15 protein-coding genes are annotated in these 18,543 nt (G+C 74.4%); 7 read left to right on the top strand and 8 right to left on the bottom strand.

Annotation, left to right across the window (positions count from 1 at the left end; genetic code table 11):
- Nucleotides 1–117: 117 nt before the first annotated feature.
- The 5 genes from KPL60_RS30010 to KPL60_RS29990 all read left to right on the top strand — a co-directional run bounded on the left by KPL60_RS30010 (nt 118) and on the right by KPL60_RS29990 (nt 5,616).
- Nucleotides 118–1,422, top strand: coding sequence for an acetyl-CoA C-acetyltransferase (locus KPL60_RS30010; RefSeq protein ID WP_226354195.1), 1,305 nt, complete (start codon nt 118–120; stop codon nt 1,420–1,422).
- Nucleotides 1,419–2,771: a 3-oxoacyl-ACP reductase gene (locus KPL60_RS30005; protein WP_226367892.1), complete on the top strand. Its 1,353-nt coding sequence runs from the start codon at nt 1,419–1,421 to the stop codon at nt 2,769–2,771. Before KPL60_RS30010 ends, KPL60_RS30005 begins: the two co-directional genes overlap by 4 nt.
- Nucleotides 2,771–3,667: a MaoC/PaaZ C-terminal domain-containing protein gene (locus KPL60_RS30000; protein ID WP_226367891.1), complete on the top strand. Its 897-nt coding sequence runs from the start codon at nt 2,771–2,773 to the stop codon at nt 3,665–3,667. The genes KPL60_RS30005 and KPL60_RS30000 overlap by 1 nt, the downstream gene beginning before the upstream one ends.
- A 363-nt stretch (nt 3,668–4,030) precedes the next feature.
- Nucleotides 4,031–5,191 carry a pyridoxal phosphate-dependent aminotransferase gene (locus KPL60_RS29995; RefSeq protein WP_226367890.1) on the top strand — a complete coding sequence of 387 codons (1,161 nt, stop codon included), beginning with the start codon at nt 4,031–4,033 and terminating at the stop codon, nt 5,189–5,191.
- Nucleotides 5,188–5,616 carry an SRPBCC family protein gene (locus tag KPL60_RS29990; protein WP_226367889.1) on the top strand — a complete coding sequence of 143 codons (429 nt, stop codon included), beginning with the start codon at nt 5,188–5,190 and terminating at the stop codon, nt 5,614–5,616. Before KPL60_RS29995 ends, KPL60_RS29990 begins: the two co-directional genes overlap by 4 nt.
- On the opposite strand, the gene KPL60_RS29985 is transcribed toward KPL60_RS29990, so the two are convergent.
- Together KPL60_RS29985 and KPL60_RS29980 are read right to left on the bottom strand one after the other, a co-directional pair.
- On the bottom strand, nt 5,582–6,256 hold the full coding sequence (locus tag KPL60_RS29985) for a VC0807 family protein (RefSeq protein WP_226354190.1): 675 nt from the start codon (nt 6,254–6,256) through the stop codon (nt 5,582–5,584). The two genes, KPL60_RS29990 and KPL60_RS29985, sit on opposite strands and share 35 nt — an antisense overlap.
- A 205-nt stretch (nt 6,257–6,461) precedes the next feature.
- The gene (locus KPL60_RS29980; RefSeq protein ID WP_226367888.1) at nt 6,462–7,163 is read right to left on the bottom strand and encodes a hypothetical protein; all 702 of its coding nucleotides are present in this window, start codon (nt 7,161–7,163) and stop codon (nt 6,462–6,464) included.
- Nucleotides 7,164–7,466: 303 nt separating this feature from the next.
- Between KPL60_RS29980 and KPL60_RS29975 the strand changes: the two genes are divergently transcribed.
- Nucleotides 7,467–9,053 carry a mononucleotidyl cyclase gene (locus KPL60_RS29975; RefSeq protein WP_226354188.1) on the top strand — a complete coding sequence of 529 codons (1,587 nt, stop codon included), beginning with the start codon at nt 7,467–7,469 and terminating at the stop codon, nt 9,051–9,053.
- A 31-nt stretch (nt 9,054–9,084) separates the two neighbouring features.
- The gene (locus tag KPL60_RS29970; protein ID WP_226354187.1) at nt 9,085–10,701 is read left to right on the top strand and encodes an acyl-CoA synthetase; all 1,617 of its coding nucleotides are present in this window, start codon (nt 9,085–9,087) and stop codon (nt 10,699–10,701) included.
- Between the two features lie 13 nt (nt 10,702–10,714).
- On the opposite strand, the gene KPL60_RS29965 is transcribed toward KPL60_RS29970, so the two are convergent.
- The 6 genes from KPL60_RS29965 to ppc form a co-directional block, all read right to left on the bottom strand.
- The gene (locus tag KPL60_RS29965; protein ID WP_226367887.1) at nt 10,715–11,395 is read right to left on the bottom strand and encodes an SIMPL domain-containing protein; all 681 of its coding nucleotides are present in this window, start codon (nt 11,393–11,395) and stop codon (nt 10,715–10,717) included.
- A complete protein-coding gene (locus KPL60_RS29960) occupies nt 11,392–13,395 on the bottom strand; it encodes a prolyl oligopeptidase family protein (protein WP_226367886.1) in 2,004 nt (667 codons plus the stop codon). Before KPL60_RS29960 ends, KPL60_RS29965 begins: the two co-directional genes overlap by 4 nt.
- Before the next feature lie 14 nt (nt 13,396–13,409).
- On the bottom strand, nt 13,410–14,168 hold the full coding sequence (locus KPL60_RS29955; protein ID WP_226367885.1) for a LamB/YcsF family protein: 759 nt from the start codon (nt 14,166–14,168) through the stop codon (nt 13,410–13,412).
- Nucleotides 14,169–14,480: 312 nt separating this feature from the next.
- Nucleotides 14,481–15,287, bottom strand: coding sequence for an rRNA methyltransferase (locus tag KPL60_RS29950; RefSeq protein WP_226367884.1), 807 nt, complete (start codon nt 15,285–15,287; stop codon nt 14,481–14,483).
- Nucleotides 15,288–15,336: 49 nt separating this feature from the next.
- Complete coding sequence (locus tag KPL60_RS29945) at nt 15,337–15,537, bottom strand: hypothetical protein (RefSeq protein WP_062398523.1); 201 nt, start codon at nt 15,535–15,537, stop codon at nt 15,337–15,339.
- A gap of 34 nt (nt 15,538–15,571) precedes the next feature.
- Nucleotides 15,572–18,340 (bottom strand): phosphoenolpyruvate carboxylase, encoded by a 2,769-nt coding sequence (gene ppc / locus KPL60_RS29940; RefSeq protein ID WP_226367883.1) that lies wholly within the window; start codon nt 18,338–18,340, stop codon nt 15,572–15,574.
- Nucleotides 18,341–18,543: the final 203 nt, after the last annotated feature.

Raw genomic sequence — 18,543 nt, 5'->3', positions numbered from 1 at the left:
ACCGGCTACCCCGTGGTAACGACGAACCACGAGCTGATGCTCCGCCCGCCCGGAGCCGCGTGCAGCGCGGCGACCCGATCGGGTGGGGCGGGACCCGATCCAGGAGGGACGACCCCCATGCCAGCCAGCACCCGGCGCGCCGCCGTCATCGGCGGCAACCGCATCCCGTTCGCGCGGGCCAACGGTGCCTACGCCTCCGCCTCGAACCTCGACATGCTCACCACGACGCTCGACGGTCTGGTGGCCCGCTTCGGGCTGGCCGGCGAGCGCCTGGGTGAGGTCGTGGCCGGCGCCGTGCTCAAGCACTCCCGCGACTTCAACCTGACCCGCGAGGCGGTCCTCGGTTCCCGGCTGAACCCCGCCACCGCGGCCTACGACGTGCAGCAGGCCTGCGGCACCGGCCTGGAGGCGACGATCGCCGTCGCCAACAAGATCGCGCTCGGCCAGATCGAGTCCGGCGTCGCCGGCGGTGTGGACACCGCGTCCGACGCGCCGATCGCGCTGAACGACGACCTGCGTCGCGTGCTGGTCAAGCTCAACGCCGCGAAGACGGCGGTGGACCGGCTCAAGCTGGTCGGGCAGCTGCGGCCGGGCCAGATCGTCCCGGACATCCCCGAGAACTCCGAGCCCCGCACCGGCCTGTCGATGGGCGAGCACGCGGCGCGCACCGCGCTGGAGTGGGGCATCGGCCGCACCGAGCAGGACGAGCTGACCGCGCGCAGCCACCACAACCTGGCCGCCGCCTACGACCGCGGCTTCTTCGACGACCTCGTCACGCCGTACCTCAAGCTGACCCGCGACAACAACCTGCGCGCGGACTCCTCGGTGGAGAAGCTGGCGAAGCTCAAGCCGGTCTTCGGGAAGGGCCCGGACGCCACGATGACTGCGGGCAACTCGACGCCGCTGACCGACGGCGCCGCGCTCGTCCTGCTCGGCTCCGACGAGTGGGCCGCCGAGCACAAGCTGCCGGTGCTGGCCCACGTCGTCGACGCCGAGACCTCGGCCGTGGACTACGTGCACGGCCCGGACGGGCTGCTCACCGCGCCGGTGTTCGCCGTCCCGCGGATGCTCGAGCGCAACGGCCTGTCCCTGCAGGACTTCGACCTGTACGAGATCCACGAGGCGTTCGCCTCGGTCGTGCTCGTGCAGCGCAAGGCCTGGGAGGACCCGCGCTTCTGCAAGGAGCGCCTGGGCCTCGACGCGCCGCTGGGCGCGATCGACGACGCGAAGCTCAACGTCGCGGGCTCCTCGCTCGCCGCGGGGCACCCGTTCGCCGCGACCGGCGGGCGGATCGTCGCCACCCTGGCCAAGCTCCTGCGGGAGAAGGCCGACACGGAGAAGAAGGACCAGCGCGGCCTGATCTCGATCTGCGCCGCGGGCGGCCAGGGCGTCGTCGCGATCCTGGAGGCGAAGAAGGCATGAGCGACCTGCTCGCGACCCTGTCCAACACCGGCATCGCCAAGCAGCTCGGGCTGCCCACGGTGCCGACCCTGCGCCGGCACCGTCCCGGCGACCCGCTGCTCGCCGGTCCCGTGCTCGTCGCGGCCGTGGGCGAGGGCCGCTTCGCCAAGGCGGTCACCGCGTTCGTCGAGGAGCAGGGTGTCCCCGCGCTCACGGCGGTCGGTGAGGACCGGCTGCACGGCGTCGTCGTCGACCTGTCGGGAGCGCGGACGCTGGCCGACCTCGCCGCCGCCCAGCAGATCCTCACCCCCGCGGTGAAGAGGCTCGGGCCCTCGGGCCGGGTGCTGCTGATCGGCGCCGAGCCCGCCGAGGCGTCCGGGGCCGAGGCGGCCGCCGTCGCCCAGTCGCTCGACGGCCTGGTCCGCTCGATCGGCAAGGAGCTGCGGTTCGGCGCGACGGCGAACCTGCTCGTCGTGACCTCCGACGTGACCCCGGCCGCGATCGACTCGTCGGTCCGGTTCTTCCTGTCGGCCCGCTCCGCCTACGTCGACGGCCAGGTCGCGCACGTCGCCGCCCCGGTCGGGAACCCGCGGGAGCCGGCCGAGGTCGACGACCCGCGCGCCGAGGAGCAGCCGCTCGCCGGGCGCATCGCGGTGGTCACCGGGGCGGCACGGGGCATCGGCGCGGCCATCGCCGACACCCTGGCCCGCGACGGCGCGACGATCGTCGCCGTCGACATCCCGGCGGCCGGCGAGGGCCTGGCCCGCACCGCGAACCGCACCGGCGGCACCGCGCTGCAGCTGGACATCACCGCGTCGGACGCGGCGGACCGGCTGCTCTCGCATCTCGCCGACCGGCACGACGGCGTCGACATCGTGGTGCACAACGCGGGCATCACCCGCGACAAGCTGCTCGCGAACATGACCGAGGACCGCTGGAACTCGGTCCTCGGGGTCAACCTGGGCGCCCAGCTGACGATCAACGAGGCGCTGCTGGCGAAGGGCTCCCCGCTGCACGAGGCCGGCCGCGTGGTCTGCGTGTCGTCGCAGTCGGGCATCGCGGGCAACCGCGGCCAGACCAACTACGCCGCCTCGAAGGCCGGTGTGATCGGGATGGTCCGCGCGCTCGCCCCGCGCTTCGCCGAGCGCGGCGTGACGATCAACGCCGTCGCACCCGGGTTCATCGAGACCGACATGACCGCGAAGATGCCCGTCGCCACCCGCGAGGGCGGCCGCCGGATCAACTCGCTCAAGCAGGGCGGGCTGCCGGTCGACGTCGCCGAGGCCATCGGCTGGTTCGGCCGCGCCGAGTCCGGCGGGCTCAACGGGCAGGTCGTGCGGGTCTGCGGCCAGTCGATGCTGGGGGCCTGATGACCGTGGCCGAGGACCGGAAGGTCACCGAGCTGCCCGGCCCGCCGTCGCTGGGGCCGTACTACGCCTCCGCGGCCGCCCGGGCGGCGCTGCCCGGCGGCTCCGGCCGGTCGCTGCCCGCGACCGAGCTGGTCCGCCGCGGCGTGACCGTCGAGCAGGGGCACCTCGCCGACTACGCCCGGGTCTGCGGGTTCCGGGTCGGCAACGCCCTGCCGATGACCTACCCGCACATGCTCACCTTCCCGCTGCAGGTCGTGCTGATGGCCGGCCGGTCGTTCCCGCTGCCGCTGCCCGGACTGGTGCACATCGCCAACCGGATCACCGTGCACCGGGCGATCGCCCCGACCGAGACGCTCGACGTCCGGGTGTGGGCCGAGCGGTTCACCCGCCACCCCAAGGGTGCGCAGGTGGACCTGATCGGCGAGGTCTCCGCGGACGGGGAGACCGTCTGGGAGGGCCGCAGCACCTACCTGGCCCGCGGGGCGACGGCCCCGGACGGCCCGGCGGGCGGCGACGGCACGGCCGACATCGCCGAGCCGCCGGTGCCCACCGGTCCGGCGAACGCGCTGTGGCGGGTCCCGGGCGACATCGGGCGCCGCTACGCGGCCGTCTCCGGTGACGTGAACCCGATCCACCTGCACCCGCTCACCGCGAAGGCGATGGGCTTCCCGCGGGCGATCGCGCACGGCATGTGGACCGCGGCGCACGCCGCCGCGGCGCTGGAGGGCCGGGTCCCCGACGCCTGCACCTACGACGTCGTCTTCCGCAAGCCGGTGCTGCTCCCGGCGAAGGCCGAGCTCGTGACCGAGCAGGCCGCAGGCGGTGCGTGGGGACTGGCCCTGCGCAGCGCCAAGGACGCGCAAAAGCTCCACCTGGTCGGCCGCATCGGCGGGTAGACCTGACGCATGGACGAGGAACGACCCCGACCGGGTGGGCAGGTCCGCTCACCCGGTCGGGTGATTCTGGATCGGTCCACAGGCCGGTACAGCAACGTTTTCCCGATGACGGACGTCTTCCTCTGTGTCCATCATTCGTCATCCGACATCCGTGAGGAGGCCATGCGATGAACGAGGACATCTCGATCGAGACCGACGAGCAGCACGACGACGAGTCCCACATCGTCCGCGGACTCGACTAGGTCGGGCGGAGGAGCTCGTCCCGGCGCGGTGGAACCCACCGGCGTCCGTGGACCGGCACGGGTTCGCGCAGACCCTCGATCAGGAGCTGCGCCACCCGCCCACCCGGATAGTGTCGGGCCCATGCTGGTCGAGCGCATGCGCCCGTTCACCTCGACGATCTTCACCGAGATCTCCCGCCTCGCGGTCGAGACCGGTGCGATCAACCTCGGCCAGGGCTTCCCGGACACCGACGGTCCGGCCTCCCTGCTTGCCGACGCCGCCGCCAACATCACCGAGCGCGGCCTGAACCAGTACCCGCCCGGCCCGGGCATACCCGCGCTGCGCGAGGCCGTCGCCGCGCACCAGCACCGCTGGTACGGCCTCGAGGTCGACCCGGCCGACGTCGTCGTCACCACGGGGGCGACCGAGGCGATCGCCGCGACCCTGCTCGGGCTCTGCGGCCCCGGCGACGAGGTCGTCGCCTTCGAGCCCGCCTACGACTCCTACGCCGCCGCCGTCGCGCTGGCCGGCGCCACGCTGCGGACCGTGCCGCTGCTCCCGCCCGACTTCGGCTTCGACGACGACGCGCTGGCCGCCGCGTTCTCCGACCGCACCCGGGTGGTGCTGGTCAACACCCCGCACAACCCGACCGGCGCCGTGCTCACCCGCGACCAGCTGACCCGGGTCGGGGAGCTCGCCGTCGCGCACGACGCCGTCGTCGTCACCGACGAGGTGTACGAGCACATGGTCTTCGACGACGCCCGGCACGTGCCGATGGCGTCGCTGCCCGGACTCGCCGACCGCACCCTCACGATCTCCTCGGCGGGCAAGACGTTCTCGGTGACCGGCTGGAAGGTCGGCTGGGTGCACGGCCCGCCGGAGCTCGTCGCCGCGCCGCGGGCGGTCAAGCAGTTCCTGACCTTCCACGGCGGCGCCCCGCTGCAGCCCGCCGTCGCGCACGCGCTGGCCCTGGGCGACGACTTCTACACCGGCCTCACCGCGGACCTGGCCCGCAAGCGGGACCTACTGTCCGCCGGGCTGCGGGCGGCCGGGTTCGACGTGCTCACCCCGCGCGGGACGTACTTCGTGGTCGCCGACCCGCGCCCCCTCGGGTTCGACGACGGCGTCGACCTGGCCTGGAAGCTGCCCGGGCTGTGCGGGGTCGCCGCCGTCCCGGTGTCGGTGTTCTGCCCGTCGCCCGACGCGGCGCGGGCCTACCGGCCGTTCGTGCGGTTCGCGTTCTGCAAGCGCGACGACGTACTGGAGCAGGCGGCCGGGCGGCTCGCGGGGCTGCGGGCGTGAGCGTCGCCGCGAGCTGGGTGTCGGTCGTCGTCGGCGCCGACCCGCAGCGGGTCTACGCCTTCGCCCGCGACCCGCGGAACCTGCCGCGGTGGGCGGCCGGCGTCGGGGACCGCATCGAGGAGCGCGACGGCCGCTGGGTCGTGCCCGGCGGCCCGCTCGGGGGGATCGAGCTCCGGTTCGCCCCCGAGAACACCTGGGGCGTGCTCGACCACGACGTGCTGACCGCGACCGGGGAGCGCTTCCACAACCCGATGCGGGTGGTGGAGCACCCCGGCGGCGCCGAGGTCGTGTTCGGCGTCCGGCGCACCCCCGGGGCACCGGACGCCGACCACGCCGCGGACGTCGCCGCCGTCGTCGCGGATCTGGAGCGGCTGCGGGACCTGCTGGAGGTCACCGGCCCGCCCGCACCGCCCGCTTCACACTGACCACCAGCAGCGCGGACAGGCCCGTCCACATCACGATCGACTGCACCGACAGGATCGGCAGCGCCACCACCGGGGCCAGCGTGTAGGCCAGCGTGATCCGCAGGGTCGCCTCCAGCGCCATCACGCACGCGGCGACGCCCGTCGCGCGGCGCAGCGTCCGGCGGAACACCGGGTTGGCGGCCCACTGGCGCTCCATCAGCGCGGGCAGGTCGGGGCGCTGGGCGCTGCCGAAGAAGCGGCACACGTGGAACACCAGCGGGCGGCGCCCGACCACCAGCGACCCGGCGAGCAGCAGTCCGAACGCGATGCTCTGGATCGCGTCGCGGGCGACGGCGAACCGGGCGTCGCCGCTGAGCAGCGACGTCGCCAGCCCGGCCGCGATGGTGACCAGCACGATCACCCCGACCGGGTTGAGCCTGCGGTGCCGCACCGCCTGCACCAGCACGTTCAGCGCGGGCGGCAGCGCGGACCAGGCCAGCGCCGCGACGTCGGACATGCCCTGCCCGGTCAGCACGACGTAGACGAGGTAGGGCAGCGCCGCGTCCACCAGCAGCGAGCCCACGGTCTGCCGCAGCACGGCGCCGCGGCCCGCGGGGGCGGTGGGCGCCGGGGTGGCCGTCGGTGTGGTGGTCGGGGTCATCGGTGCCTCCGGGGTGCGGCGGATCGGACCCGACGACGGTCCCGCGCGCGGACCCCCTCCCGGATCCACCCGGGGACCGACCCCGGGTGGAGATCGGCTCTCCACCCACCGGCCCGGACACGGCGACGCCCCCGTCCCGTCGCTGCGGCGACGGTGGCGGGGGCGGTCGTGTGCCGGTGCGGCGCCCGGTCGGCGCCGGGCGCGGTCAGATCCGGGCGGTCCGCTGCGCGGCACCCGGCCAGAGGCGGGCACCGACGGCGCCACCGATCGCCGCGGCCGCGGCGGTGACACCCATCCCGAGGACCGACCAGCCCGCGGCGTCGCGCGCGAGGCCGACGACGCCCGTGCCGTTCATGCCGGCGAACGCCGAGCCCGCGTAGCCGGCGAGCGCGCCGCCACCCGCGAGGGCGAGCGCGACCAGCAGCATCGTGGTCAGGACCCACATCGCCAGGGCGTTGACCACGCCGTCGCCGGGGCTGTCCCACAGCGTCGACGACCCGGTCGCCATGCCACCGAGGAAGAACGCGAGCAGGCCGATGACCACCGACACCACGGCCGCCGTCGTCGTGCCGGGACCGCCGAAGGCCAGCCAGCCGAAGGCGAAGAACAGCAGCTGCAGGACGATGTTGGTCGCGAACGTGGTCAGCGCGCCGATCCACACCGCGCCCCAGCGGATGCGGTCCAGCCGCGGGCTGCCCGCGACCGGTACCCCGCCCGGGTGGTGCGCGACGCCCGGCCGGTGGTCCACCGTGGTGCGGTCGGTGACGGTGCGGTCGGTGACGGCGTGGTCGCTGTGCCGGTGGTCGGCGTGCCCGGGGTCGGCGTGCCCGGGGGCCACCGCGCCCGCGTGCTCCGCCGGTCCGCCTGCGACGGCGCCGCGGCCGGTGGTGCCATACGTGCTGGTCATCTGGTTGTCCCCTCTGTGTGACGGGCCCCGCCGGAGCCGGTCCGTCCCGATGTGTGACCTACCCGGGGCCAGTACCCGTGAGCTGGGTCTCACAACGTCGCGGCGACGAGAACACGCGAACGGGGAGCCGCCGTAGTGGGTTCGGCCCAGGCGGCCGACCGCGCAGGGTGGGCGGCCATCCCGTCGCGCAGCACGGTGGTGGCGCCCGTTCCCCGTCCCGGCGGGCTGGGGCGCGGGGAGGGTCCGGCATCCGGTCCCGATCTCCGGCGGCCCGGCTCACTCGATCGGCCTAGACTCCGGCCCATGGATGCGCAGCGACCCGCGACGCGGCCGGGCCGCCAGGTCGTCGGGCTGCCGGTACGGGCCCTGCTCGCCCTCGTCGTGGCGTCGGCGAACGTCATCGGCGCGGCCGTGGTGCTGGTCATCGCGGCCTTCGTGCTGCCCCGCGAGCAGCTGCTCGACGCCGTCGAGATCCGGCTGGTCAACCTCGTCGTGCTGGGGATCTACCTGCTCGTCGCGGTCCCGGTCGGGATCTGGTTCGGCCGCCGGAAGCTGACCGTGCGCCGCTCCTCGCGCGACCCGCAGGCCGACGAGCGACGGCTGGTGCTGCGGGCACCCGCCCGGATCACCTCGATGGTCGCGCTGCTGTGGGCGGTGGCCGCGGTCCTGTTCTGCTTCCTGAACCTGCGCTACTCCGGCCGGCTGGGCTTCTCGGTCACCGCCACCGTGCTCATCGGCGGCGTGACCACGTCGTCGCTGTCCTACCTGCTGGTCGAGCGGATGCTGCGCCGCGCCGCGGCCCGGGTGCTGTCCGGACGGCCGCCGAAGCGGCGTCGCCTGGTCACCGGGGTCATGCTGCGCTCGGTCGGGTTCTGGGCGCTCGGCACCGCGGTCCCGATCTCCGGGATCATGCTGGCCGGGCTCGTCGCGCTGGTGTTCGGCGACTCCTCACCCACCCAGCTCGCGGTCACCATGCTCGCGCTGGGCGGCACGGCGATCGGGGTCGGGCTGATCACGACCCTCGGTGCCGCCCGCGCCATCGCCGACCCGGTGCTGGCGGTGCGCCGCGCGCTGGCCCGGGTGCAGGACGGCGACCTCGACGTCCGCCTGCCCGTCTACGACAACACCGAGCTCGGCCAGCTCCAGGCCGGGACGAACAGCATGGTCGAGGGCCTGCGCGAGCGGGAGCGGATCCGCGACCTGTTCGGCCGCCACGTCGGCCGCGACGTCGCCGAGGCCGCCTCGGCACGCGGCGACGGCATCCGGCTCGGCGGCGAGGTGCGCCCGGTCGCCGTGCTGTTCGTCGACCTCGTCGGTTCGACGACGATGGCCGCCCGCCGCCCGCCCGAGGAGGTCGTGGCGGTCCTGAACCGCTTCTTCGGGGTGGTCGTCGAGTGCGTCGAGCAGGCCGGTGGGTGGATCAACAAGTTCGAGGGCGACGCCGCACTCGCGGTCTTCGGTGCCCCGCTCGACCTCGACGACGCCCCCGGCGCCGCGCTGAGCGCCGCCCGCTGCCTGGGCGCCCGCCTGGCCGAGGAGATGCCCGAGGTCGAGGCCGGGATCGGCGTCTCCGCGGGCGACGCCGTGGCCGGCAACATCGGGGACCCGCGCCGCTACGAGTACACCGTGATCGGCGACCCGGTGAACGAGGCCGCCCGGCTCACCGAGCTGGCGAAGTCGGTGCCGGGGATGGTCGTCGCGTCCGCGCGGGCCGTCGACGCCGCCGGTGCGGAGGCCGCGCGGTGGCGGGCCGGGGAGTCGGTGACGCTGCGCGGACGGGACGAGCCGACCGGCGTCTGCGTGCCGGCCGAGCACGCCCAGGACACCGCCCGGGACACAGCCCGGGACACCGCCGCGCCCGTCGGATCCGGGGAAAACAGTCGTACGTGACTGTCGGGGTGTCCTCGGGCAGGATGCCGCCATGGGCAACGGTGCTACCGAGTTCAGTGAGCAGACCGCCGCGGCGATCCAGCGGGTGCGCCGGCACTCGCTCGGGGACCTCCTGCACCGCACGGCCGTCCGGTATCCGGGCAAGACCGCGGTCGTCGACGGCGACACCCGCTGGACGTTCGCCGAGTTCGACGCGGCGGTGAACCGGTGCGCCGCCGCCCTGGCGGAGCAGGGGCTGGCCAAGGGCGACCGGCTCGCGCTGCTCTCGCACAACTGCCGCCAGTTCGCGGTGCTCGTCTACGCCACCGCGCGGCTCGGCGTCGTGCTCGTGCCGATCAACTTCATGCTGAACGCCGAGGAGATCGCGTTCATCCTCGACCACTCCGGGGCGACGGCGTTCGTCGTCGAGGACGCGCTGGCCGCCACCGGGGAGAAGGCGCTCGCGCAGTCGTCGGCGCCGGCGTCGGTCCGGGCCTGGATCGGACTGTCCGGGCAGGCGCCGACCGGCGACTGGGCCGACCTGGACGCCTGGATCGACGGCGACGGCGACCCCGGCGAGCCCGACGTGCACATCGCCGACGACGACCCGCTGCGCCTCATGTACACCTCCGGCACCGAGTCGCGGCCCAAGGGCGTCATGCTGCCGAGCCGGTCGCTGATCACCCAGTACGTGTCGTGCGTCGTCGACGGCGGGATGGAGCACGACGACGTCGAGCTGCACTCGCTGCCGCTCTACCACTGCGCGCAGCTGGACTGCTTCCTGTCCGTCGACGTCTACCTGGGCGCGACCAGCATCATCCTCCCGTCGCCGGATCCGGCCCGGCTGCTGGAGACGATCGAGCGGGAGAAGGTCACCAAGCTCTTCTGCCCGCCGACGGTGTGGATCTCGCTGCTGCGCCACCCGGACTTCGACACCCGGGACCTGTCGAGCCTGCGCAAGGGCTACTACGGCGCGGCGGCGATGCCGGTCGAGGTGCTGCAGGAGCTGTCCCGGCGGCTGCCCGACGTGCGGCTGTGGAACTTCTACGGCCAGACCGAGACCTCGCCGCTGGCGACCCTGCTGGCCCCGCACGAGCAGCTCAGCCACGCCGGGTCAGCCGGGCGGGCGTCGCTGAACGTCGAGACGCGCGTCGTCGACGACGAGGGCAACGAGGTCCCGCCGGGCGAGGTCGGCGAGATCGTGCACCGCAGCCCGCACGTGACGCTGGGGTACTACGAGAACGAGGAGAAGACCGCCGAGGCGTTCGCCGGCGGCTGGTTCCACTCCGGCGACCTGGGTGTGATGACGGCCGACGGGTACCTGTCCGTCGTCGACCGCAAGAAGGACATGATCAAGACGGGTGGGGAGAACGTGGCCTCCCGCGAGGTGGAGGAGGCGCTCTACCTGCTCGACGGCGTCGCCGAGGTCGCCGTGTTCGGCGTCAGCCACCCGCACTGGATCGAGGCCGTCACCGCGGTCGTCGTCCCGAAGGACGGCGTGACGCTGACCCGCGAGCAGGTCGACGCGCACGCGAAGGACAAGCTCGCCGGCTACAAGCGGCCCAAGTACGTCGTGTTCGCCGACGCCCTCCCGAAGAACCCCAGCGGGAAGATCCTCAAGCGGGAGCTGCGCACAGAGCACTCGGAGATCGCCGCCCGGGAGGGCTGAGCCCGCCCCGGCGTCAGCAGCCCGGCCGGACCACGAACTCGGCCTCCACCTCGGCCCGGACGGTGATGTCGTCCGGGGCGAGCAGCGTCCCGAGCCCGCCGTCGGCGGACTCGGCGCCCCAGCTGCCGGGCGCGCTCACGGCCCGGGCGCTCATCGCGACCGCCCGTGTGCCGAGCATCCCGGTGTCGGCGACCGAGCGCGGGGCGACGGTGCCCAGGTCCAGGGCGTCGGCGTAGTCCTGGGCGCGTTCGACGGCCTGGCGCAGCGCGTCCTGCCGGGCCGCGCGCTCGACCTCGCGGCGGTGGTCGCGGGCCAGGTCCCAGGTGATCCCCTGGACCTGCGCACCGGTGAACCGGTCCACACCGGACAGCCACGCGCCGAGCCGTGCGACGTCGTCGAACTCCACCGACACCGACACCGACGCGTGGTGCACCGGCGGCTGCGGGCGCCCCTCGAAGGAGGGCTGCTCGACCCAGCTGCGGGCCTGGTCGACGACGTAGCGCCGGACCGGCCCGGCGTCGGGGTCGTGCAGGCCGCGCGCGTCGGCGACGAGCGCCGCGGTGCCGCGCTCGACCTCCGCCCGCACCGGGGCGGCCTCGGGGCCCTGCGCCTCCACGACGACGAGCGCGGTGCCGCGCTCGGCGGGCACCTGCCGCTCGTGCTCGCCCCGCACCCTGATCACGACGTCGCTCATGCCAGCTTCTCCCACAGGAATCCGTAGGCCAGTGCGGCCATCCTCGCGGCCTGCGCGTTGTCCGCGGCGCCGCCGTGCCCGCCCTCGATGTTCTCGTAGTAGGTCACGTCGTGACCGGCGGCCTCCAGCGCGGCGGTGAACTTGCGGGCGTGGCCGGGGTGCACCCGGTCGTCGCGGGTGGAGGTCAGCAGGATCGTCGGCGGGTAGTCGGCCGCGTCGTCGATCAGGTGGTACGGCGAGAACGTCCGGATGAACTCCCAGTCGTCGGTGTCCGGGTCGCCGTACTCGGCCATCCAGGAGGCACCGGCGAGCAGGTGGCTGTAGCGCTTCATGTCCAGCAGCGGCACCTGGATCACCACCGCGCCGAACAGCTTCGGGTAGCGGACCAGCATGTTCCCGGCCATCAGGCCGCCGTTGCTGCCGCCCTGCACGGCGAGGTGTGCCCGCGAGGTGACGCCGCGGTCGATGAGGTCCCGGGCGACGGCGGCCATGTCCTCGTAGGCCCGCGGCCGCTTCTCGCGCAGCGCCGCCCGGTGCCAGCGCGGCCCGTACTCGCCGCCGCCGCGCAGGTTCGCGACCGCGTACACGCCGCCGCGCTCCAGCCAGGACCGGCCGGTGCCACCGGAGTAGCCGGGCGTCATGGGGATCTCGAAGCCGCCGTAGCCGTAGAGCAGGGTGGGGGCGGTGCCGTCGAAGGGCAGGTCCTTCGCCCGGACCAGGAAGTACGGGACCCGGGTGCCGTCGTCGCTGGTCACGAAGTGCTGCTCGATGACGTGGCGGGACGCGTCGAAGAACGCGGGCGCGCTGCGCAGCGGACGGGGCTGTTCGCCGACCGTCGCGATCGACAGCGTCGACGGGGTCAGGTAGTCGGTGACGATCAGCCAGACGTCGTCGCTCTCGTCGGCGTCGACCGCGGCGACGGTGACGCTGCCGAACTCCGGCGCCCCGGTGAACGGCGTGCGGGTCCAGCCCTGCTCGCCCGGGGTGAGCACGACGAGCCGGTCGACGACGTGCTCCAGCACGTCGAGCACGAGGTGGTGGCGGGTCCAGGTGTACCCGGCGAGCGAGGAGGAGTCGGTGGGCTCGAACAGCACCTCCCAGGTGGGGGCGCCGGCCAGGACGTCGTCGAAGCGGGCGGCGAGCAGCGAGCCCGCGGTGAACGAGCCCCAGTCCTCGCGCAGCTCGACGGTGCACCACTCGCGGTGCACGTCGGCCATCGCGGAGTCCGGGACGTCGATCTTGGTGAGGGTCCCGTCCGCGCCGATCAGGTGGAGCTCGTCGGCGTAGAAGGCCAGCGCCCGGCGCAGGAAGTCCCGCTCGAAGCCGGGGGTGTGGTCGCGGAACGCCGAGATGCTGAGATCGGTCTCCTCGCCGGCGTAGACCAGCTCGGCGGACTCCAGGGCCTCGCCGCGGCGCAGCCGGCGCACCGTGCGCGGGTAGCCCGAGGTCGTCATGGAGCCCGGACCGAGGTCGGTGGACAGGTAGACGGTGTCGCGGTCGATCCAGCTCATCCCGCCCTTCGCCTCGGGCCGGGAGAACCCGTCGTCGACGAAGCTGCGGGTCGGGAGGTCGAACTCGCGTGTGACGTCGGCGTCGGCGCCGCCGCGGGACAGGTCGACCAGCGCGCGGTCGAGGTCCGGGCGCAGGAACCGGGCGCCGTGCCAGACCCAGTTCTCGCCCTCGGCCGCGTTGAGCGCGTCGACGTCGAGCAGCACCTCCCACTCGGTGTCGGCGCTCCGGTAGGACTCCGGGGTGGTGCGCCGCCACAGGCCGCGCGGGTGCTGCTCGTCGGTCCAGAAGTTGTAGTAGTGCCCGCCGCGGGCGGTGACGAACGGGATCCGGTCGCGGGAGTCGAGGACCTCGCGGATCCCCGACTCCAGCTCGGCGAACAGCGGGGTGCCGGTCAGCCGCGCCTCGGTGCGGGCGTTGCGCTGCGACACCCATTCCAGGGCCTCGGTGCCGGTGACGTCCTCGAGCCAGGCGTGCGGGTCGTTCGTCATGACCCGATCATCGCTCACACGAACGGTGCGACGGTGATCCCGGCCCGGGCGAGCTCGTCACGGACCCGTCGGGCGGTCGCGACGGCGCCGGGGGAGTCGCCGTGCAGGCAGGCGGACTCGGCACGGACCGCGACGTCGCTGCCGTCGACCGCGCGCACCGTCCCCGTCCCGACCACGCGGACGAGCCGTTCAGCCGCCTCCGCGGGGTCGTCGAGCAGCGCACCCGGTTCGCCGCGCGGCACGAGCCCGCCCTCACCGGTGTAGCCGCGGTCGACGAAGAACTCGCCCACCGCGCGCAGCCCGGCCCGCTCGGCCTCCGCGAGCAGCTCGGACCCGGGCAGCCCGAGCACCGGCAGCGACGGGTCGTACGCCCGCACCGCCCGGACCACCGCGCGCGCCTGCTCGGTGTGCGTCCGCGTGGCGTTGTAGAGCGCACCGTGCGGCTTGACGTAGCGGACCCGGGTGCCCGCGGCCCGGCACAGGGCCTCGAGGCCGCCGATCTGGTAGATCACGTCGTCGGTCAGCGCGCCGGGCTCGATGTCGAGGAACCGGCGCCCGAACCCGCGCAGGTCCGGGTACGACACCTGCGCCCCGACGACGACCCCCGCCCCGGCCGCCCCCGTGGTCGTGACCCGCAGCGTCGAGGGGTCCCCGGCGTGGAACCCGCACGCGACGTTCGCCGAGGTGACGAGCCCGAGCATCGCCTCGTCGTCGCCGAGGGTCCACCGGCCCCAGGACTCACCGAGGTCGGCGTTCAGGTCGATCGTGCTCACGGGCGTGTCCTCGGTGTCTGTGTCGGTCTCACGGTGTCGGTGTCGGTGTCGGTCCGGGGTCCAGTGTGACCGGTACCGGCTCGCCCGGAGATCGGAGCTCCTGGGCCCGGCGGCCCGGTATCGGGCCACCTCGCCCGGGCCGGGGCACGGCAGGGTGCTGGTTCTCCGAATTCGCTTACCCGGTAAGCGAATTCGGAGAAGAGGGGGTGTCCGGTCACGCGGTCCGTGCCAGCGTGGAGGCGCGTCGCCCCGCCGGCACCCCTGTGATGCGGCCCGGCCCCGGCGCGAGGGTGGCGGGCAGCCCTGCCCAGCTCAGTCGTCCCGCAGCGCGCCCGCCCGCACCAGGACGGCGGCCCGGTGCCCCACGCGGACCCGGTCGAGGGGCCGGACCCCGCCCGGCAGCGGCACCGTCCGCCCGCGCCCGACGGCCACGACCACGGCGTCCGGGCGGAGCACGGTCGCGACCGCGCGCAGGAACTCGACCCCGGGGTCCTGGTCCTGGTCGGCGGCGGCGGCGGCGCGGGCGGGCCCGGCGTCGGGGGCCGGGGCGTCGGCCGCGCCGGGCCGGGTGGGGGAGGCGGCCCAGGTCGTCCGGTGCCCGTGCGGCAGGTCGGCCAGGACCAGGTCCGGGCCGGTTCCGTAGCGACCCGCCCCGGCCAGCACGCTGCGGACGGCGGCGGTGTCCCGGGCGTCGGCGGGGGCGACGGACCAGGCCGGGGTGCTCGCCGGGACCAGGGTCCGGGCGGCGGTCGCGGCGTCGGCGTAGGACGGCTTGTCGTGCCGGGCCGCGAGGGCGTCGAGGTCCGCGGCGCGGGCGGTGAGGCCGCCGGGGTCGAGCAGGGCGAGGTTGCGCCGGGCCAGGTCGAGCGGCTCGGGGTCGGCGTCGGTGCCCACCAGCCGCGCGAGGCCGGGGACGAGCAGGCCCAGCACGGTGAGGGTCACCCCGGCGCCGCAGCACGGGTCCCACACGGTGAGCGGGGCGTCGGCGGGCAGGTGGGCGCGGGCGCGGCCGGCGAGCTCGACGGTCAGGCGTACCGGGAGGGTCGGGCGGCCCGGCGCCGACGCCAGCACCGCGTCGAGCGCCGCGTGGTTCGCGGCCGGGGCGTGGCGGTACTGCACCCGGGCAGTCCAGCAGCCCGCGACCGCACCGGTTCCAGCGGGTGGCCGGTCAGCGGGTGCGGCGGTGCAGCCAGAACGCCACGCCGCCGACCAGCAGCGCGACGACCACCAGCGCGCCGACGATCTGCGGGCCTGCGGTCCCGGCCAGGTAGCTGAGCGGGAGCCCGGCCAGCGCGATGATCAGCACCCAGGCGACCACCCGGCGGGTCGCGGGGCCCTCCGGGCCGGGTGTGTTCCGATCGTGCTCCATGTCCGGAACGTACCGGTCGGCCCGGTGCCGGGGCTCAGCCGGTGTTCTTCATCCCGGCCGCGATCCCGTTGATCGTCAGCAGCAGGGCGCGCTCCAGGTCGGGATCCGGGTCGTCGCCCGCGGCCCGGCGCTGGGCGAGCAGCTCGACCTGCAGGTGGTGCAGCGGCTCGAGGTAGGTGTCGCGCACCGACAGCGTGCCCCGCAGCACCGGGTGCCGGGCGAGCAGCTGGTCCTCCCCGGTCACCGCGAGCAGCTCGCGGCGGGTCAGCTCGTGCTCGGCCCGGATCTGCGCGAACAGTCCCTGCTGCTCCGGCTCCACCAGGGTCGCGACGTAGTTCGACGCGATCCGCAGGTCGGTCTTCGCCAGCGTCATCTCGATGTTGCCGATCAGGTTCCGGAAGAACGCCCACTCCCGCATCTCGGCGAGCTCGTCGGCGTAGCCGGCCTCACGGGCGGCCTTCAGGCCCGAGCCCAGGCCGTACCAGCCGGGCACGACCATCCGGGTCTGTGTCCAGCCGAACACCCACGGGATCGCCCGCAGGTCGTCGAGCGTCGGCTCGCCCTGCCCCGGTCGCTTCGACGGCCGCGACCCGACGTTGAGCCGCCCCAGCTCCTCCACCGGCGTCGCCGCGGTGAAGAACAGCGGCAGACCCGGGTCGTCGACGAGCGTCCGGTAGGTCGCGGTGGCCGCCTCGGACACGCAGTCCATGACCTCGTCCCAGCGCTTCAGGGTCTCGGCCGGCCAGCGCGACGCCTGGTGCAGCAGCGACGCGTCCAGCATCGACGCCAGCAGGATCTCCAGGTTGTCGTGCGCCAGGCTTGGCAGCGAGTACTTGTCGGAGATGACCTCACCCTGCTCGGTGAGCTTCATCGTGGCGTCGACCGACCCGAACGGCGCCGACGCGATGGCCTCACCCGCCGGACCGCCGCCGCGCCCGACCGACCCGCCGCGGCCGTGGAACAGCCGCAGCCGCACCCCGTGCTCGGCGGCCACGTCGCGCAGCTGGCGCTGCGCCCGGTGGATCTGCCACTGCGACGCGGTGATCCCCGCGCCCTTGTTGGAGTCGGAGTACCCCAGCATGATCTCCTGCAGGTCACCGCGGTTGCGGACCTGCTGCCGGTACCCCGGGTCCGACAGCAACCCCTCCAGCAGCTCCCCGGCCCGTGACAGCTCCTCCACCGTCTCGAACAGCGGCACGAGGTCGATCGAGGAGCGCGGGTCGTCGCCGATCTCGACCATGTACGCCTCGCGGGCCAGCACGGCGACGGCGAGCAGGTCGTCGACGTCGCGGGCCATCGAGACGATGTAGGTCCGCACCACCTCGTCGCCGAACTCGTGCTGCAGCGCGTGCACCGTGTCGAACAGGTCCAGCACCGGCGCGGCGGCCTCGGGCACGCCGTAGTGGCGGCGGAACAGCGGCCGCTTGCTGCGCAGCTCCGCCGAGAGCAGCTCGCGGCGCTCGTCGCGGGTCAGCTCGGCGTAGGGCTTCTCCAGTTCGCCGAGCCCGTCGAACACCGCGCCGAGCGCGTCATGGTGCTTCTGCGAGTGCTCGCGCACGTCCATCTCGACCAGGTGCAGGCCCAGCGCGCGGGCCGAGCGGATCGCCCGGGCCAGGGTGCCGCCGGCGATCCGGGCGCCGTGGTGGCCGCGCAGCGACCGGTCGACGACCAGCAGGTCCTCCAGGTAGCCGGCCGACCCCAGGTAGTCGACGCCCGGCTCGTGCGCGGCGCCGGCCGCGATCCGCCGGCGGGTGTTCTCCAGCCGGGCCGCGACGTAGGACAGCTTGAGCCGGTACGGCTCGTGCGCGTTGAGCCGGATGTAGCGGTCGTGCACCGCGGGCAGCGCGCGGCGGTCACGGGCCAGCGAGCCGCGCAGCTCCTCCGACACCCCCATCACCCGCGTCGACACCGACAGCTCGAAGACCAGCTTCTCCACCAGCGCGGTGTGGATCCGGATCGCCCGGTCGGCATTGAGCTCCAGCACCTCGCGGGTCACCGCGGGGGTGACGTTGGGGTTGCCGTCGCGGTCGCCGCCGACCCACGACCCCAGTACGAGCGGACGCGCGTCGTCGGGGATCTCCAGCCCGGCCTCGGCGGCCTCCCGGGCGAACTCGCCCAGCAGGTCCGGGACGGTCCGCTCGCCGAGCCGGGCCGCGAACCAGGCGACGTTGCGGGCCTCGTCGATCACCATCGGCTTGCCGGGGCGGATGTCGTCGGTCTGCCACAGCAGGTCGACCAGCGCGGCGAGCTCCTCGTCGGGCGCCCGGTCGTCGAGGGCGTCGACGACCCGGCGCAGGATGCCCAGCACCGACTGCCGGGTCGACTCGGTCGGGTGCGCGGTGAACACCGGGCGCAGCTCGGCCCGGGCCAGCACGTCGGCGACCTCGTCCGGGTCGGCCTCGGTGGCCAGGCGGCGCAGCACCGTCCGGAGCGGTCGCGCGTCGGCCGGGCGCAGCTCGCGCAGCTCACGGGACCGGTGCAGCTGCTCGGCGACGTTGGCCAGCTGGAAGTACTGGGAGAACGCCCGCGCCAGCAGCACCGCGGTGCCGGTGTCGATCCCGTCGAGCAGGGCCGCGACGACGTCCGGCCCGGCCTCGCCGCGCGCGGAGTCCCGGGCCGCCCGGCGCACCTGCTCGACCAGCTCCAGGACCTCGGGACCGGACTCGTCGGACAGCGTCCGCCCGAGCATCGTCGACAACCGCCGGATGTCGGCGCGCAGCGCCTTCTGCTCGCTCTCGCTGACGACGCCCGAGTGCGCGGTCAGCGAGTCGGGGGCGAGTGCGGTGGTCTCCGAGGGGCTCACGCAGGCTCTCCGGTTCTCCGCGCGGTGGCGCGGGTCGGGACGGGCCGCTCGCGTCGTCGGGAACGGGGTTCGGGCAGCGGCATCGTCCCCCGCCGGCGCGGGCCGGGGCCATCGCTGGCGCCGCCCGTAACCCCGGGGAAACCTGATCCGCACGAACCCGGACACATCCGCACGACATCGCACATCGTCGCGGGTCACACTGG

Origin of the sequence: Pseudonocardia sp. ICBG162, from assembly GCF_020496225.1 — a bacterium.
In the GTDB taxonomy this organism is placed as follows: domain Bacteria; phylum Actinomycetota; class Actinomycetes; order Mycobacteriales; family Pseudonocardiaceae; genus Pseudonocardia; species Pseudonocardia alni.
The sequence above is the reverse complement of the archived record's forward strand: the minus strand, read 5'-3'. Positions and strand labels throughout refer to the sequence as shown.

Excerpts from the sequence above, each read along its gene's own strand:
- KPL60_RS29945 (WP_062398523.1), bottom strand. The coding sequence starts at position 15,537 with ATGGAGCACGATCGGAACACACCCGGCCCGGAGGGCCCCGCGACCCGC.
- KPL60_RS29960 (WP_226367886.1), bottom strand. The coding sequence starts at position 13,395 with ATGACGAACGACCCGCACGCCTGGCTCGAGGACGTCACCGGCACCGAG.
- KPL60_RS29975 (WP_226354188.1), top strand. The coding sequence starts at position 7,467 with ATGGATGCGCAGCGACCCGCGACGCGGCCGGGCCGCCAGGTCGTCGGG.
- KPL60_RS30010 (WP_226354195.1), top strand. The coding sequence starts at position 118 with ATGCCAGCCAGCACCCGGCGCGCCGCCGTCATCGGCGGCAACCGCATC.
- KPL60_RS29980 (WP_226367888.1), bottom strand. The coding sequence starts at position 7,163 with ATGACCAGCACGTATGGCACCACCGGCCGCGGCGCCGTCGCAGGCGGA.
- KPL60_RS29965 (WP_226367887.1), bottom strand. The coding sequence starts at position 11,395 with ATGAGCGACGTCGTGATCAGGGTGCGGGGCGAGCACGAGCGGCAGGTG.
- KPL60_RS30000 (WP_226367891.1), top strand. The coding sequence starts at position 2,771 with ATGACCGTGGCCGAGGACCGGAAGGTCACCGAGCTGCCCGGCCCGCCG.
- KPL60_RS29970 (WP_226354187.1), top strand. The coding sequence starts at position 9,085 with ATGGGCAACGGTGCTACCGAGTTCAGTGAGCAGACCGCCGCGGCGATC.
- KPL60_RS29995 (WP_226367890.1), top strand. The coding sequence starts at position 4,031 with ATGCTGGTCGAGCGCATGCGCCCGTTCACCTCGACGATCTTCACCGAG.
- KPL60_RS30005 (WP_226367892.1), top strand. The coding sequence starts at position 1,419 with ATGAGCGACCTGCTCGCGACCCTGTCCAACACCGGCATCGCCAAGCAG.
- KPL60_RS29985 (WP_226354190.1), bottom strand. The coding sequence starts at position 6,256 with ATGACCCCGACCACCACACCGACGGCCACCCCGGCGCCCACCGCCCCC.